General features: G+C 28.9%; 20 protein-coding genes. 6 read left to right on the top strand and 14 right to left on the bottom strand.

The annotated features are described in order from the left end of the window. The 4 genes from FPD38_RS07860 to moaC form a co-directional block, all read right to left on the bottom strand. Nucleotides 1-968 (bottom strand): cache domain-containing protein (locus tag FPD38_RS07860; RefSeq protein ID WP_187153122.1); only part of this gene is annotated, 968 nt, incomplete at its 3' end. Between the two features lie 53 nt (nt 969-1,021). Then, on the bottom strand, nt 1,022-2,143 hold the full coding sequence (locus tag FPD38_RS07855; RefSeq protein WP_147556236.1) for a hypothetical protein: 1,122 nt from the start codon (nt 2,141-2,143) through the stop codon (nt 1,022-1,024). A gap of 8 nt (nt 2,144-2,151) precedes the next feature. Next, a complete protein-coding gene (locus tag FPD38_RS07850) occupies nt 2,152-2,415 on the bottom strand; it encodes an HP0495 family protein (RefSeq protein WP_147556234.1) in 264 nt (87 codons plus the stop codon). After that, complete coding sequence (gene moaC, locus FPD38_RS07845) at nt 2,390-2,866, bottom strand: cyclic pyranopterin monophosphate synthase MoaC (RefSeq protein WP_147556232.1); 477 nt, start codon at nt 2,864-2,866, stop codon at nt 2,390-2,392. Before moaC ends, FPD38_RS07850 begins: the two co-directional genes overlap by 26 nt. A 94-nt stretch (nt 2,867-2,960) precedes the next feature. Between moaC and FPD38_RS07840 the strand changes: the two genes are divergently transcribed. Further along, nucleotides 2,961-3,116: a highly acidic protein gene (locus FPD38_RS07840; RefSeq protein ID WP_147556230.1), complete on the top strand. Its 156-nt coding sequence runs from the start codon at nt 2,961-2,963 to the stop codon at nt 3,114-3,116. 2 nt (nt 3,117-3,118) lie between these two features. Further along, a complete protein-coding gene (locus tag FPD38_RS07835) occupies nt 3,119-4,429 on the top strand; it encodes an MFS transporter (protein WP_147556228.1) in 1,311 nt (436 codons plus the stop codon). Here the strand turns inward: FPD38_RS07835 and cheQ are convergent. Further along, complete coding sequence (cheQ, locus tag FPD38_RS07830; protein WP_147556226.1) at nt 4,398-4,874, bottom strand: cheVAW transcriptional regulator CheQ; 477 nt, start codon at nt 4,872-4,874, stop codon at nt 4,398-4,400. The two genes, FPD38_RS07835 and cheQ, sit on opposite strands and share 32 nt — an antisense overlap. Nucleotides 4,875-4,981: 107 nt before the next feature. On the opposite strand from cheQ, the gene FPD38_RS07825 reads away from it, so the two are divergent. Then, entirely contained in the window at nt 4,982-5,365 is a 384-nt protein-coding gene (locus tag FPD38_RS07825) for a group III truncated hemoglobin (protein ID WP_147556224.1), read from the top strand. Nucleotides 5,366-5,373: 8 nt separating this feature from the next. Here the strand turns inward: FPD38_RS07825 and FPD38_RS07820 are convergent, their stop codons facing one another. From FPD38_RS07820 to recA, 4 genes are all read right to left on the bottom strand, one after another. Further along, complete coding sequence (locus FPD38_RS07820; RefSeq protein ID WP_261798320.1) at nt 5,374-6,051, bottom strand: AMIN domain-containing protein; 678 nt, start codon at nt 6,049-6,051, stop codon at nt 5,374-5,376. Continuing rightward, on the bottom strand, nt 6,038-6,196 hold the full coding sequence (locus FPD38_RS07815; RefSeq protein ID WP_410002942.1) for a hypothetical protein: 159 nt from the start codon (nt 6,194-6,196) through the stop codon (nt 6,038-6,040). Before FPD38_RS07815 ends, FPD38_RS07820 begins: the two co-directional genes overlap by 14 nt. Nucleotides 6,197-6,312: 116 nt before the next feature. Then, the gene (eno, locus tag FPD38_RS07810; RefSeq protein ID WP_147556220.1) at nt 6,313-7,557 is read right to left on the bottom strand and encodes a phosphopyruvate hydratase; all 1,245 of its coding nucleotides are present in this window, start codon (nt 7,555-7,557) and stop codon (nt 6,313-6,315) included. After that, nucleotides 7,557-8,591, bottom strand: coding sequence for a recombinase RecA (recA, locus tag FPD38_RS07805; RefSeq protein WP_039664996.1), 1,035 nt, complete (start codon nt 8,589-8,591; stop codon nt 7,557-7,559). Before recA ends, eno begins: the two co-directional genes overlap by 1 nt. Before the next feature lie 110 nt (nt 8,592-8,701). Here recA and FPD38_RS07800 point away from each other — a divergent pair, with 110 nt between their 5' ends. From FPD38_RS07800 to FPD38_RS07790, 3 genes are read left to right on the top strand one after another with little or no spacing between them, the layout of a single operon-like run. Beyond that, the gene (locus tag FPD38_RS07800) at nt 8,702-9,562 is read left to right on the top strand and encodes a menaquinone biosynthesis family protein (protein ID WP_147556217.1); all 861 of its coding nucleotides are present in this window, start codon (nt 8,702-8,704) and stop codon (nt 9,560-9,562) included. A 43-nt stretch (nt 9,563-9,605) separates the two neighbouring features. Further along, nucleotides 9,606-9,872, top strand: a complete 267-nt coding sequence (gene fliQ / locus FPD38_RS07795) for a flagellar biosynthesis protein FliQ (protein ID WP_147556215.1) — start codon at nt 9,606-9,608, stop codon at nt 9,870-9,872. Then, nucleotides 9,869-10,645, top strand: a complete 777-nt coding sequence (locus tag FPD38_RS07790) for a UDP-N-acetylmuramate dehydrogenase (RefSeq protein WP_147556214.1) — start codon at nt 9,869-9,871, stop codon at nt 10,643-10,645. The genes fliQ and FPD38_RS07790 overlap by 4 nt, the downstream gene beginning before the upstream one ends. On the opposite strand, the gene FPD38_RS07785 is transcribed toward FPD38_RS07790, so the two are convergent. Genes FPD38_RS07785 through topA form a run of 5 tightly spaced genes read right to left on the bottom strand, consistent with a single transcriptional unit; the run spans nt 10,638 to nt 16,153 of the window. Then, entirely contained in the window at nt 10,638-11,288 is a 651-nt protein-coding gene (locus tag FPD38_RS07785) for a hypothetical protein (protein ID WP_147556212.1), read from the bottom strand. The genes FPD38_RS07790 and FPD38_RS07785 overlap by 8 nt on opposite strands. Next, complete coding sequence (locus FPD38_RS07780) at nt 11,288-12,046, bottom strand: 3'(2'),5'-bisphosphate nucleotidase CysQ family protein (RefSeq protein ID WP_147556210.1); 759 nt, start codon at nt 12,044-12,046, stop codon at nt 11,288-11,290. Before FPD38_RS07780 ends, FPD38_RS07785 begins: the two co-directional genes overlap by 1 nt. Nucleotides 12,047-12,079: 33 nt before the next feature. Further along, nucleotides 12,080-13,258: a cation:proton antiporter gene (locus FPD38_RS07775; protein ID WP_147556209.1), complete on the bottom strand. Its 1,179-nt coding sequence runs from the start codon at nt 13,256-13,258 to the stop codon at nt 12,080-12,082. Continuing rightward, the gene (locus FPD38_RS07770) at nt 13,239-14,075 is read right to left on the bottom strand and encodes a biotin synthase (RefSeq protein WP_147556207.1); all 837 of its coding nucleotides are present in this window, start codon (nt 14,073-14,075) and stop codon (nt 13,239-13,241) included. Before FPD38_RS07770 ends, FPD38_RS07775 begins: the two co-directional genes overlap by 20 nt. Further along, a complete protein-coding gene (gene topA / locus FPD38_RS07765; protein WP_147556205.1) occupies nt 14,066-16,153 on the bottom strand; it encodes a type I DNA topoisomerase in 2,088 nt (695 codons plus the stop codon). Before topA ends, FPD38_RS07770 begins: the two co-directional genes overlap by 10 nt. Nucleotides 16,154-16,157: the final 4 nt, after the last annotated feature.

The following is a 16,157-nucleotide window of genomic DNA, read 5'->3' as shown; positions in this document are numbered from 1 at the left end:
GAGTTAAGGCCTGATTGGATTTTTTCTAAAGGTGATAAATAGCGTGATATGATGAAGTAGAGTAGGATGATGCTAATTGTTATTATAATAATAACTATTACACTTTGTATAGTTGCAATATCATATACAGCTTCTTCTATTTTATCTAAGGATTCGGAAATACAAATGGTATAAGCATCTTCTGTGGTGCACATAGCAAATCTTTCACCACCTTGAATTCTTGTATAATGGAAAGGTTGAAAATCTCCAACACTTGAAAATCCTTTTAATACATTTGGAATGTTTGTATTGTTTCCTAAAAAAGCTTTATTTGCTGAAGCAAATACATAATTTGATTTATCAAAGATAAAAGATGTTCCAGGCAAGCGTTCTATTTTGTTTTGAAGATCTGTTAATAAGATATCAATTCCCAAAATTCCTATAAATTTTCCATTTTTATATAAAGGCATAGCATAAGTAAAGCAAGGAAGATTAGTAGCTACATCAATGTAAATATCTGAAATAAAAATACCATTTTTTTCTTTAGCACCTTTATACCAACCTCTAGTGGTAGCATCATAATTGTTAGCTTTGCCATATATATATGCATTAAGTTTTTTTTCATCACTTCTTGGATCGCTAGTGATAAGCTCTCCATTTGGAGCTCCTATATAAACAGCCAAAAATCCACTGGCATCTCTAAAAGCTTTGAATTCGGCACCTAAACTTTTTACCATACTTGCTTCATTTTCAAGATCAGAATAAGGATGTTCTAAAACAATTTTAGATAATTTTTTTACAGAATCAGAAGCATTTTGTCTAAAATCTATCATTAAATTTTTTGTTGATTTTAAATAATTTGTTTCAGCTTCTGTTATTTCTTCAAATAAGGCATTTTTAACAAAAAAGAAAGTTGTTATGCCTAAAACTAATAAACAAATGATAGCAATAAAATTTGCTATTAAAGATATTTTTAGTTTGATTCCCACTACAAACTCCTTGTAAAATTATTGTAATAAAAATTTGCATTATACTAAAAAAATTATTTTTTTATTATTTTTTTTGCTCTTTCCCAGACTCTTTTTCCTAATTTTTTTGCATTAATTTTATTGAATTTTTGATATTTTTTATTAGTTATTTTATCAAATTCACTTAGTTCTCTTGCTAAAAGATTTAATTTGTTTTGAGTAAATTTATTTAGATTATCAATCCTTGGGTTTTGCTTTAATTCGTTTATCTTTATTAAGATTTGTTCTCTATTTTCTTGTATAAGGCGTTTAAATTTAGCAAATAAAGTATCAAATTTGTTATGAAGTAAATCTTTTAATATATCTTTTACAGGATTATCTATAGAAGTACTTATGTTTTTTAACATTTGTATGAAGTCGCGTTCTATGTCGATGAGTTCTTTTTCTTTTTGTTTTAAATCTTGTTCTAAAATAGAATAAGCAAAATTAGCTTTAAATTTATCCACAGCCAAAGAAATACCTTCTTGCGTTCCATATATAGTACCTATACACAAATCATAAGCAAAAGCTTTAGATTCATTAGCAAGTTCAAAAGCAGCATTTAAAATAACTTTTGAGATATCAAGTATTCTTTTAGTTTCAAAATCACCTTCGCATATAGCGTTAAATACTAAATTTTTAGCTATTTCACAGCTTGTGAGTTCTACATCTTCGCCTTTTTCTAGTGTTGTTATAAAAGCATTTTCGGCTGTTTCTTTTAAGAGTCCTAAAATTTCTATATCATAAAGCATCGCATCATTAATGCTGATGTGAAAGTGGTTTAAATTTAATATCTCTAAAGATTTTTCTAAATCAACAAAATTTTCACAAATTTTGTTTTTTATAGAATCTTTTTGTTCTTCTATTTTAATTTTTATTTTTCCAAGCTCATTGAGATAGTTGAAAAATATTTTTTTATCATCTTCTACTCTTGCTTGAGTAATGGCTTGGATAAGTTTAGTTATATTTTCTTCATTAGCAAGATCTAATTTTTCTAAAATACTAATGAAATTTGCCAATAATGTTTCGTTGCTTACATATTCTGTTGAAATTTTTTTATAACTTAAACTAAAAGCTAGTTCGCTAATTAAGTCAGGTATGTTTTCTTTTTCAGCAGCTAAAATGGAGTTTTCAAAAATCAATGATAATTTTTTCATTTTAATCCTTAAAGTACAAATTTAGTTTTATTTTTTAATTGGTTAAAAATATTCAAACGATCGTTTTTGCTATCCACATATATGCTTAGTAAATAACTTTTATATTTACCTTCTTTACTAGTATTTGACATTTTATATTTGAATTCTCTTTCATTAAAAATTTCATTAAAAATTTCTAGTATATCTACATTTGCCTCTACTACTACTTTATAATCCCAAAAAGTAGGATAATTTATAATAGGCTCTTTATTGAGCTCGCACATATTTACCATTTTTTCCTCCTTCTTTGCTTTCTAATACTATATCTGTAATTTGCATAGTTTTATCAATAGCTTTTATCATGTCATAAATAGTTAAAAGTCCTATGCTTACTCCTGTTAAACTTTCCATTTCAACCCCTGTTTTTCCTTCACATTTAACACTTACAAAGAGTTTAAAAGAATATTCATCTTTATTTTCTTCCAAATGAGTTTGGATTTTAGATATCATTAAAGGATGGCACATTGGTATAAGGTTTGAAGTTTGTTTGGCTCCCATAATAGCTGCTATGATTGCAGTTTGCAACACAGGTCCTTTTTTTGCTTTATTTTCTATAATAACTTCAAAAGCTTCTTTGCTCATATAAATTTTTCCACTTGCTGTTGCCTCTCTTGTGGTGATATTTTTTGAGCTAACATCTACCATTTTGGGATGATTTTTTTCATCTAAATGTGTTAAATTCATTTTTTTCCTTGCTTGAAATTTAAAAAATTATATCAAAATATATTTTTTATATTAAAAAATAGTAAAATACTACAAAAATATTAAAGGATTTTTAATGGCATATGAAGATGAATTTGAAGATTACGAAGATGAAAGTTATGAAGACTTAAATGATACTTATACTGACAATCAAAGAGCATATAATTATGATGAGGATGATTATGAGTATGATGACGATTATAGTGATGATGATACTTATGAAATGGAGTAAATGTGAATAAAAACCTTAGTAAAAAAGACATAAAAGTCTTGAGTCTTTCTTCTTTGGGAGGGACTTTAGAATTTTATGACTTTATTATTTTTGTATTTTTTGCAAATTATATTTCTAAAAATTTTTTTCCTGAAAATTTAAGTCCATTTTGGCAAATGTTTAATACTTATGGAATTTTTGCTGCAGGGTATTTAGCTAGACCACTTGGCGGTATAATCATGGCGCATTTTGGTGATAAATTTGGTCGTAAAAAAATGTTTATGCTTAGCATTTTGCTTATGGTTGTGCCAACTTTTATGCTTGCTTTTATACCTGCTTATGAAAGTATAGGATATTTATGCATAATATTTTTAGTACTTATAAGGATTTGTCAAGGTATAGCTATAGGTGGGGAATTGCCTGGTGCTTGGGTTTTTGTCTTTGAGCATGCTCCAAAAGGACAAAAACGCACTTATCTTGGATTTTTAACAGCTTCTGTGGTGGGTGGAATTTTGCTTGGTAGTTTTGTATTTTTAATGATGAACAAGCTTTTTACACAAGAAGAGCTTTATGAATGGGCTTGGAGAATTCCATTTTTCTTGGGAGGAATTTTTGGAATTATTTCTGCTTATTTGCGCAAATTTTTACAAGAAACTCCTATTTTTGAACAAATGAAAAAAGACAAAGTTTTAGAAAAATTCCCTTTAAGGGAAGTATTTAAGAAAGCTAAGTTAGGTGTGGCACTTTCTATGTTGATAACTTGGGTTTTGACTGCTTGTATTATTGTGATGATTTTAATCATACCTTCTTTTATGGGAAAAATGTTAAATATTGATGCAAGTGTTCAAACTTACATACAAATGCTTGGTATAATGATGCTTGTATTTGGTTGCATATTAAGTGGAATTTTGGCCGACAAGATAGGTATAGTAAAAGCTTGTGTTATTTTTTCATTAGGATTTTTCTTAGTTTGTTTGTTTTATTTTGATGCTCTTTATACAAAATCACCTGATTTTAACTTGGTGAGTATGTATTACTTAAGTACTTGTTTTTTTGCTGGAGTGATGAATTTTTGTCCTTTGATGATGAGCGAAGTATTTGATACTAAGATTAAATTTTCAGGACTTAGTTTTTCATATAATATAGCTTATGCATTAGCTGGTGGTTTTACTCCACAGCTTGTTTTGTTTTTACATACTATTGCTTTGGAAAATTTAGAAAATATTATGCGTTTTTCTTTGGGATTTTATATGTTTGCTATGGTTATAATTTCACTTTCTTCTGCTTTGATATTTAAATATCTTAGTAATACCCAACGCACATACTCTCAGTGATTTTAATACGTTTTTCTAAGGGAGTAGGGCTGAAAAAATGGCATTTTTCGATATAAATATTATAACTATAATCTAGCTTTAAAAAATCGTAAAATGCCTTTAAATTTACAAATTTTATACCTTGAATTTCTTTTATTTGCAAAATTTTATAAATTTGAGAATTATTTTTTTTAACTAAATGAGAAGGTGCTAAAGTAGTAAAAGAACAAAATGCACTAGCTAAGACAAAGCCGTTTAAGTTGGTGCATTGATCTATGATATGTTGGTATTTATGCAAGATATTTTTTTTATGCAAGAAGATTACTCTAGCGCCTTGATATTTCGCAGCTTGAGTATTTTTCCAAAATTTAAAAGCATTTTTAGAAATACCTGCTAAATGATAAAATTCTACATTTAAAATATAATCATCCAAAAATTGATTGGGTGGTAAAATGGTATAGATCATTATAATTTTCTTTGTTTTTATAAAATTATACTAAAAATTGATTTATGTTTATATTTTTATTTTTTAAATAGATTAAAATATATAAAAACAAATTGAAGGAAAAATCAATGAAATTTGATAGTATTAACCAAGAAGGTATTGATAAACTAATGGATATTTTTTATGCCAAAGTTAGAAAAGATGGAAATTTAGGTCCTATTTTTAACAGGGCAATAGGAAATGATGATGAGAGTTGGATTAAGCATAGGGAAAAAATAGCTAGTTTTTGGAAAGGCATGTTTTTAGGTGAAGGTGGATATAATGGATCACCTTTAAAAGCTCATCATGATTTACCTCCTTTTCCAAGAGAATTTTTTGATATTTGGCTTGGATTGTTTGATGAAAGTTTGGCTGAAATTTTTACAGATGAGCCAAGAAGTATGATGCTAGAAAGAGCACAAATGATTGCTCAAAGATTTCAAATGATTATTTATGATCATAAATTCATCTAAGATAAAACTTAGATGAGATTAAATACATGAAGATTTTTACCTTTAGAATATTCATAGTCATATTTTCCATCTAAGTATATTACTAGTCTATAATAACCTTTATGGGATCCAAATACAACTTTTTTTACATTAGCCGTATTAACTTGCAGTGTTTTGGTATTGAAGTTTTGATTTTTTGCAAAATCAACGATGATTTTTGTAGGATCTCCAATAGATAAATTTCTTAGCATTTTATCTCGTGTTTTAATATTGATTTTATTATTATAAAAACTAAGAGAAAGAAAATTATAAATATCTCCTGTAAATAGTGGTGTTTCTATGTTTATAGTAGTGTTATTTTCTTCAACTTTTTTGCTAGATTTTTTATCAACTGTTACTGATACATCAAGGATGGGAGTAGCATTAGGTGCTTTACTTTTTATAAAAGCAAAGTTATCATGCCAATCTATGCTTTTGTTGATATCTAGCGTCATTTGTTGTTCTGAACCATCAAGATTTATATAAGTAATAGTAATATTTTTTAAAATTCTTGCATTAGAATCAAAATTAAAATCTTGTCTTTGAAAAGGACTAAATTGTGCAAATTCGAGATTTTTTTTCTCCATATTATTATCAAAAGGATTGTCTTTTGCATTTAAAAGTATTGTAGATAATACAAAAAATATAAAAAATTTAATTTTCAACATTTGCTCCTTTGAGTCGTAAAAGTTGTAAGTATTCTTTTTGTGCTTGAGCATTTTTTGCTTTTAAAATATCAATTTTATTTTCTAAATTTCTTTGTTCTTGTTTTAAACTTAATAACACATCTAAAGATGATTTACCAAAAAACATATTACCAAAATATATAGCAACAATTATTGCTACAAAAGATAGCATAATAGTTTTGATAAGATTTTGACGAGCTTCTTTTTTCTTAGAATGCTCATCATACTCTTTTAATAATTCGCTCAGAGCTTATCTCCTAAATATTCATCATTATCTAGTTCAATTTCTAATAAACGATTATATTTTGCAGTCCTTTCACCTCTTGCTAAAGCCCCAGTTTTAATTTGTCCTGTATTTAGTGCTACTGCAAAATCAGCTATAAACGCATCCTCACTTTCACCACTTCTATGACTCATAATGCATTTGTAATTATTTCGATGAGCTAATCTAACCGTTCTCATGGTTTGAGTGATGGTGCCTATTTGATTTGGTTTGATTAATACAGCATTGGCCATGTTTTTTAAAATTCCATCTTTTAAAATTTCTTCATTGGTTACAAACAAATCATCTCCAACAAGTTGTATTTTATGACCAAGTTTTTGGGTTAATTTTGTCCATCCTTCATAGTCATCTTCAGCTAAACCATCTTCTATGCTATAAATTGGATATTTTGAGCAAAGCTCTTCATAACGCGCTATTAAATCCTCGCTTGAAAAACTTTTTCCTTCTAAGTGGTATTTTCCATCTTTATAAAGTTCGCTACTTGCTACATCTAAAGCTAACTTGATTTTATTTTCATAACCAGCTTTTTTAATACAAGTCATTAAAAGATTAAGCGGTTCAGTGTTGTTTGCTAAATTTGGAGCAAAACCACCTTCGTCTCCTAAAGCTGTAGAGTGTCCTAAATTAGTCAGTTCTTTTTTTAATACTGCATAGATTTCACACACTGATCTTAAGCCTTCTTTGAAAGATGAAAAACCAAAAGGCATAATCATAAATTCTTGAAAATCCACGCTATTATTAGCATGAGCACCGCCATTTATGATATTGCACATTGGTACAGGTAATACACTAGCATTAGCTCCACCTAAGTAACGATATAATGGAATTTTAAGAGCATTGGCTGCTGCACGAGCTGTAGCCATAGAAATTCCTAAAGTTGCGTTAGCTCCTAGGTTTGAGTAATTTTTTGTCCCATCAAGTTCTAATAGAGTAAAATCAAGTTGAGTTTGATTAAAAGCATCAAGTCCTATAATATTTTCAGCTATGGTACCATTAATATTTTCTATAGCCTTTAAAACTCCTTTACCGCCAAATCTTTCATCATTGTCTCTAAGTTCTAAGGCTTCTTTTTTACCTGTGCTTGCTCCGCTTGGAACTATAGCACTGCCCATACTTCCATCGCTTAGCATGATTTCAGCTTTTATAGTGGGATTACCTCTGCTATCTAAAACTTCAAATGCCCTTACATCTTCAATCACTATCATTATTCTTCTCCTTCTTCGTCGTCTTTAGAACCTAAAATAACATTATCAATACCGATAGAATTTTGTATAGCTTGAGTGATTTCATCGGCTATGGTAGGATTTTCTTTTAAAAATGCTTTTGCATTTTCTCTACCTTGTCCAAGTTTAGAAGCATTATAAGAAAACCAAGCACCGCTTTTATCAATAATATCAAGTTTCACACCATAATCTATCAACTCACCTTCGCGGCTTATGCCTTCTCCAAACATCACATCAAATTCAGCTTGTTTAAATGGAGGAGCTACTTTATTTTTAGCTACTTTTACTTTTACACGATTTCCAATAGGCTCATCATTTTGTTTTAAAGTGGCGGTTTTTCTAACATCTAAACGCACTGAAGAGTAAAATTTAAGCGCATTTCCACCTGTTGTAGTTTCTGGGGTTCCGTAGCCCATCATGCCTATTTTCATACGAATTTGATTGATGAAAATTACTGTGGTATTCATTTTATGAACTATTCCAGTTAATTTTCTTAACGCTTGAGACATTAATCTAGCCTGAAGACCAACATGTTGATCTCCCATGTCACCTTCTATTTCTGCTTTTGGAGTCAGTGCAGCGACACTATCTACTATTATTAAATCAATAGCCCCGCTTCTTGCTATGGTTTCAACGATTTCTAAAGCTTGTTCTCCGAAGTCCGGTTGAGAAATATATAAATTTTCTGTATCCACTCCTAAATTTTTTGCATATTTTACATCCAGAGCATGCTCAGCATCTATAAAAGCACAAACTCCGCCTTTTTTTTGGCATTCAGCAATGATATGCAAGGTAAGTGTAGTTTTGCCCGAACTTTCAGGTCCATAAATTTCTATAATTCTTCCTTTTGGAACCCCGCCTATTCCCAAAGCTAGATCAAGCCCAACTGATCCTGTAGGAATAGAATCAATTTTTTCAACTTCTTTATCTCCAAGTCTTAAAATAGTGCCTTTTCCAAAAGTTTTATCCAAGCTTTTTAAAGCTGCATCTAAAGATTTTCTTTTATTATCATCCATGAATTATTTTCCTTGCTAAATTGAGTTTAAAATTGTATCAAAAAGAATTTAATGTAAGTTTTATTCTTTAAATTTGTTAAAATATCTTTATTAATTGATCAAGGAATAATATGAAAAAAGTTAGTGTTGCTCACTCTCCTGATGCTGATGATATTTTTATGTATATGGCTATAAAATTTGGTTGGGTTGGAAATGCTTATAAGTATGAAAATATAGCTTTAGATATACAAACTTTAAATGAATTTGCTTTAGAAAATATTTATGATGTTAGCGCTATTTCTTTTGCGTTATATCCTTTGATAGCAAATGAATATGCTTTATTAAAAACAGCTGTGAGTTTTGGGCAAGGTTATGGTCCAAAGCTTATCAAAAAAAAGAATAAAACTTTAAAAACAAATTTTAAAGTAGCTTTAAGTGGAGCTCATACTAGCAATGCTTTGATTTTTCGCATTAAATACCCACAAGCTAAAATTGTATATAAAAATTTTTTAGAGATTGAAAAGGCGGTATTAGATGGTGAAGTGGATGCGGGGGTATTAATACATGAGAGTATTTTAGAATTTGATAATAATTTATGCGTAGAGGCTGAACTTTGGGATATATGGCAAGAATTAGCAAAAGATGATTTGCCTTTGCCACTAGGTGGGATGGCTCTTAGAAGATCTTTACCTTTAAATGATGCTATTTCTATTGAAAAAGATTTGATCAAGGCTGTGCAATTAGCTAATGATAATAGAAAAATTTTAGCACCCATGTTAATGGAGAGAAATTTAATACGCGTTGATGCACAAAAATTAGACACATATTTAAATTTATATGCAAATAAAAATTCAATCAATATGAATGATAAGCAATTTGATGCTATAGATAAACTTTTTGAGCTAGGATATGAGCATAAATTTTATGATGTGTTGATTAAAAGTAGGGCTTATCTTATACCTAGTGAGTATGAAGAATTTAGAAATTCTTAAAAAATTTGGTAAAATTTCAATTTTAAATACAAGGAGAAAAGCAATGGAAAGTGCTTTAGTGTCTTTAGGCGTACAAACTTTTAAAATCACTCTTATGCTTTCTTTGCCTATGTTGCTAGCTGGGCTGATAGCGGGTTTGATTATAAGCATTTTTCAAGCTGTTACTCAAATTAACGAAGCTACTCTTTCTTTTGTGCCAAAAATTTTACTTGTTGTTGTTGTGATAGTGTTTTTAATGCCTTGGATGATAAGTTCTATGATGGATTTTACTATTAATATGCTCAATCATATTCCAAGTTTTATACGATGATTATTGATTTTTCAAAATATTCTTCTGTGCGAATAGGGCAAAGTTTTGAAGTTCAAGTTTTAGAAGAACTTTGCCAATTTGATGGAATTTTAATAGGTGGAGCAAATAATCTTTTGGTGTCTTCTAAGCCTAAAAATCTTGCGATTTTGGGAAAAAAATTTGACTATATTGAAATTTTAGATCAAAATGAAAAAGGTTATTTTTTAGAAATAGGATGTGCAAGCAAAGCGATTAATATATACAATTTTGCTAAAAAAAACAATCTTAAAGGTTTTGAATTTTTACGAAATATCCCAGGAACTTTGGGTGGTATTTTGAAAATGAATGCAGGTTTAAAAGATGAAAATATCAGCAAAAATTTGCTTAGTATTAGAATTTTTGATAAAGAAATTTCAAAACAAGACATAGCTTTTGATTATAGATTTAACCCTATTGCGCAAATAATGTTTAGCGCTAAGTTTTTTTTAGAATACGGCTTTGATACCAATAAAGATGAGTGTTTAAAAAATGCTAGAAAAAATCAACCAAAAGGAGCAAGTTTTGGTTCAGTATTTAAAAATCCACCTCAAGATCACGCAGGAAGACTTATAGAAGCGGTAGGTTTAAAGGGTTTTAATAAAAACGATGCTATGTTTAGTGAAGAACATGCAAATTTTTTAATCAATAAAAAACATGCAAGTTTTGATGATGCAATGTATTTAATCAATCTAGCCAAAACAAAGGTGTTTGAACAATTTGGTATAAATTTAGAAGAAGAAGTGGTGATTATATAGAATTTTGCAAGTCGTTGTAAATCTCATTAGCTATGTTTTGCACTAATTCTTGATAAGATTTTTGTTTATTATTTGTGCTAAATTGACTTTGAATTTGTAGTATTTTATGATCTTTTAGTTTGTTTGATTTGGCATTATATATTTTATATTCTATATTAACTAAAACATCAAAATTTGAAAAGAAGAAAAAATTTCTTTGAGTGGCTTTTATGTTTTTTAGATCAATCAAAATAATAAAATTAGCTTTTTTAAAACGATTAAATTCTAAAAAGTCACTAGCATTGATGAAACTTTTTTGTGGATATATGATGTTTTGAGAATCAATATAGTTTTGGTTTTCTTTTTGACTTAGCAAAATAAAATTATTTTTTTCATTGATAGTGTGGTTTAAGGCTATCAAGGTATCTTTAGCCATTTTATAAGCATTGATTTTTAAATCTGAAAAATAGAAATTATATTCTTTTTCATAGCTTGGAATTAAAGCTATAGTAGTGATATTAGAAAGTTTTTCATAATTAATATTTTGATTTAAATCAATGATGCTAAATTCATCTTTAGTACCTAATTTTATGATTTTTTTGTTTTCAAATGAATTCGCAAAAATAGCATTAACTAAACACAAAAATACAACAAAAAATTTCACTAAAAATCTTTGAGTTTGTATTCTTTTTTAGCAAAGGCTATAAAACTTGGCAAAGAAAGATCTTTAGTGTTATAATCTAATAATTTTTTATCAAAATCTTGCATTATTCCACCATTTTGAATGATTAAAAAATCACCCGCAGCTATATCCCAAGCTTTTGGCCCACCAAAACGAGGATAAATTCCAGCTTTAGCTTCAAGTAAATATACAAATTTTAAAGCAGAAGATACTTTTATACCTTCTAGTTTATTTTGGATAAAAAATTCTTCATTGTTGTCGTGATTTTTCGAATATAAAGCAATATTTTGTACTTTTTCATAAGCTTCATTGCTAATGTTAAGCAAATTATCGTTTTTATATACTTTAGTATGAGCATGAGCATAATAATATGCATCATTTTCTACATCTACTATAAGTGAAAGAATGGGGCGATTTTTATGGATTAGAGCTATTAAAACACAATATTCTTTGTCATTTTTAGCATAAGATTTAGTTCCATCTAAAGGATCTATTAGCCAAAAATATTCTAAATTTTGTCTAGTTTCATAAGAGAGTATATTTTCTTCTGAACATATAGCTATGTCACTTGAAGCTAAAATTTCACTAATGACTTTGTTAGATTTTATATCTGCTAAGCCAACAGGAGAGCTATCATCTTTGATCCAAATTTCATTTTTATTTTTATATTCTAGTAAAATTTTTGCAGCTTCTTTGCCTGCTTTTAAGCTTAATTGTAAAAGTGTGTCTAAATTTTTCATAATCAAAGTATAACATATAAAACTAAAGTAAAATCATAATCTTTTAAAATTATTAATAAATTTAATCAAACTTATAGCTAAAATTGCTTCAAGTAATGCAGTAAGAACTAATCCTGAATAAATTTCTTCAGATATGATTTTAGCACCAAGTGATAAAGTCGCTATAGCAATGAGTAAAGTTAGTGGCATAGAATGACTAAGTCCAAATAAAAAAGTATTTGTTAAGCCTAAATTTTTTAAAAAAACCATAGCAGATGCAATTCTTACAAATATCATAAAAGCAGTTAGCGAAAAGGCTATAATCAAAACTTCAGGATTTAAAAGTTTTTCGAGTTTAAAACTTGATCCTATATAAATAAAAAATATAGGAATTAAAAAACCATATCCAAAACTTGAAAGTTTGTGTTCTAAATCTTTTTTGTGATCAAAAAATGTTGCTATAAATGAACCTGCTATAAAAGCTCCTAATGCTACTTCAAGTTTAAAATAAATCATAATCGCTACAATAGCTATAAAAATTGCCATGCAAAATCTTATATCTTTTTCATTATGATCTTGCCAAGGCATAAGTATGGTTTTTAACTGCGGATACCACCAAAAAAGCACCTCTAAAAATTTAAAACTAAATATACAAAGAGCTAAAAATCCTACTAAATACAATAAATTTTGAGTGAGAGAAAAAAGATCTGTTCCTTGTCCTAAAAAAGCTGCTGTAATGGTTAGTAAAACTATGCTTACAACTTCTGCTAAGGTTGCAACTATCATGGAAATATTTAACCAATCGCAATTTTTCCCAAAATCCTTATATAAAGTAGAAAGCAAACCCACGCTCATTATAGGTATGATGATAACAAATACATAAGAAATTTCTATACTTTCAACAGCAATAATACTAAGCAAATATAAGCTTGCTATATAAATGAATGCTTTATTTAGCAAAGTTCTTTCAGTATTTAAAAAGGTTTTAAGATTAATTTCCATACCAGCGATAAACATTAAATAATAAAATCCAGCATTAGCTAAGAGTTTGAAATTCTCACTTTCTCCTATAAATCCTATAAATCCTATAAGCGAACCAAGTATGATCTCAGTTGCTGATAAAGGTAGTTTTAAAAATTTAGCTATATAAGGAGAAGTTAGCAAACAGCTTGCTACAACAAGTAAAATTTGTAAATCTGTTGCAGCTTGAGCGTCAATGACATTGTGTAGCAAAGCTAAATCCCATTTGTTTTAATTTTTGTATATCTTTACTAGGTTCTTCACCTTTTGTGGTTAAATAATCCCCTACAACAATGGCTCTAGCACCTGCATCAAAAATTTCATATTGTCTTTCTTTTAGCACTACTTCTCTACCACCTGCTACCATGATAACAGTTTGTGGTAAAGCTTTAACACTATCTTTGATAATCTGTAAAGCTTCATCAGCACTTAATAAAGGCTGTTTTAAATTTAAATTCTCATTGGGTATAAAAAAATTTATAGGAGAAGAAAAAGGTTGAAGCTCTTGTAAGCTTTTTCTAAGACTTATTCTATCATCATAACTTTCACCAAGTCCATAAATCCCACCACAGCAAAGCATTAATCCTGCTTCTTTAGCATAAAGATTAGTTTGAAATCTTTCTTCCCAAGTATGAGTAGAGCAAATTCGTGGGAAAAATTCTTTTGAGCTTTCAAGATTATGATTGTATGAAAAAATTCCAACTTTTTTTAATTCTTTTAGTTGCTCTAAATTTGCTTGTCCATTGCATGCTATTAGCAATAAATCAGGCTCTTCTTTTTTTACTGCATGAGCAGCTTTGCAAACATATTCTAATTTTTCATCATCTAAGCCAAGTCCAGCAGTAACTAAACAAAACCCTAAGGCTTCATTTTTTTTAGCCAATTTTGCTTCTTTTACGATTTGTTCAATATCTTTTTTTTTGTATTTTGGGATATTTGTTTTTACATGAGCACTTTGCGTGCAGTATTTACAATCTTCACTACAACCACCACTAGCTATATTTGATATAGCACAAAGCATTATTTGCATTCAATTTCCTTTTTAATTTTACATTTTAAACACTCTAAAAATGTGCCTTTTTTTAATTCTTTAATTACCATATTTTCATTACATTCTTCGCATTTTTCTTCGCTTGGTTTGTATTTGCTAATAAAATTACATTTTGGATAAGCGCTGCATCCATAAAATTTACCACGCTTTGAAAAACGCTCTATAATCATACCTTCATTGCAAGAGGGGCATTTAATACCTGTAGAGCTTAAAGGTGCTTTTTTTTGTTTTTGATTTTCTTGATTTAAATTTCTTGAGTATTTGCATTTTGGGAAATTTAAACAAGCTACAAATTCTCCATATCTTCCTTTGCGTATAGCAAGTTCACCACCACATTGTGGGCAGTTTTCATCAAGTTTAGTAAAAGTTTTTAAACTTTTTATATTTTTTTTACCTGCTTCAATTTTTCTCATAAATGGAAAATAAAATTCTTTCAACAACTCTTGCCAGTCTAGCTTTCCTTCTGCTATAGCATCTAATTCTTCTTCCATTTTAGAAGTAAAAGCACTATCAACAATGTCGCTAAAATTTTGCTCTAAAATTTTTATTACACTAAAGGCTATTTCATTAGGAATGAGTTGTTTTTTATCAATGCTTACATAGGTTCTAGCACTTAAAAGTGATATGGTTGGAGCATAGGTTGAAGGACGCCCTATGCCTAAATTTTCTAATTTTTTAACAAGTCCAGCTTCAGAATACCTAGAAGGTGGTTCTGTAAAATGAGAATTTAGCTCTATATTTTGGATATTTAAAGTATCATTGATGTTTAAATTAGGCAAGATTTTATCTTTATCCATATCTCCATAGATTTTATAGTGTCCATCAAATAAAATTTTTCTACCGCTGATTTTAAAGCTAGCATCTTTAGAATTTACAAAGACATTTTGAGTTTGAGAGATAGCAGCTTGCATTTGACTAGCTACGAAGCGATTATAAATTAGCGTATAAAGTTTTGCTTCATCTTTTTCTAAAAATTCATTTGCAAGTTTAGGAGTAAAGCTTAAATTTGTAGGTCTTATAGCCTCATGTGCTTCTTGGGCACCTTTGGTTTTGGTCGTATAAATATTTGCTTTGCTTGGTAAATATTCTTTACCAAATTCATCTTTTATGAGTTTTCTTACTTGGTCTAATGCTTCTTTGGCTATATTTAAGCTATCTGTTCTCATATAAGTAATCACCCCCATAATGCCCTCATGAGTTTTGACACCTTCATAAAGTTTTTGTGCTATCATCATGGTTTTTTTAGGGTTAAATCCTAAGCGGTTACTAGCACTTTGTTGTAAAGTAGAAGTCATAAAAGGTGGTGGTGGAGTGATTTTTCTATCTTTACTTTCTATGTTGCTTACTTTGAATTTAGCATTTTTGCAATTTTCAAAGATCAATTTTGCTCTATCTTCATTGGTTATAGTGAGTTTTTCTATTTTTGTATTTTGAAATTCGATTAACTCGGCTTCCAAGTCTTTATCAAAAATCATATCTATACTAAAATATTTTAAAGGAATAAAAGCTTTGATTTCTCTTTCTCTATCTACTATGATTTTCAATGCCGCGCTTTGAACTCTACCTGCACTAAGACCTTTTTGAATTTTTTGATTTAATAAAGGACTTAATTTATAACCTACAATACGATCAAGCAAACGCCTAGCTTGTTGAGCATTAACGCTGTTTATATCTAAAATTCTTGGATTGCTTAAAGCATGCTCTATAGCATTTTTTGTGATTTCATGAAAAACTATTCTAGGTAAAGAATTTTCATCTTTATTAATAGCCTTTGCTATGTGATAGGCTATGGCTTCACCTTCTCTATCTTCATCGGTTGCAAGATAGACTTGTTTTGCATTTTTTGCCTTTTCTTTTAATTCTTTGACTAAAGCAGTATGATCGCTTGAAATTCTATATTCTGGTTTAAAATTTTCATCTTCTATTTTTATGCCAAAGCTTGTTTTAGGTAAATCTCTAATATGACCTTTAGAGGCTATAACTTCATAGTTTTTTCCTAAGAAATTTCCTATGGTTTTTGCTTTAGCGGGTGATTCTACGATGATTAAATTTTTCATTTAT

It is taken from the genome of Campylobacter volucris, from assembly GCF_008011665.1.
GTDB lineage: Bacteria > Campylobacterota > Campylobacteria > Campylobacterales > Campylobacteraceae > Campylobacter_D > Campylobacter_D volucris_A.
This window is presented reverse-complemented; position numbering and strand designations above follow the sequence as displayed.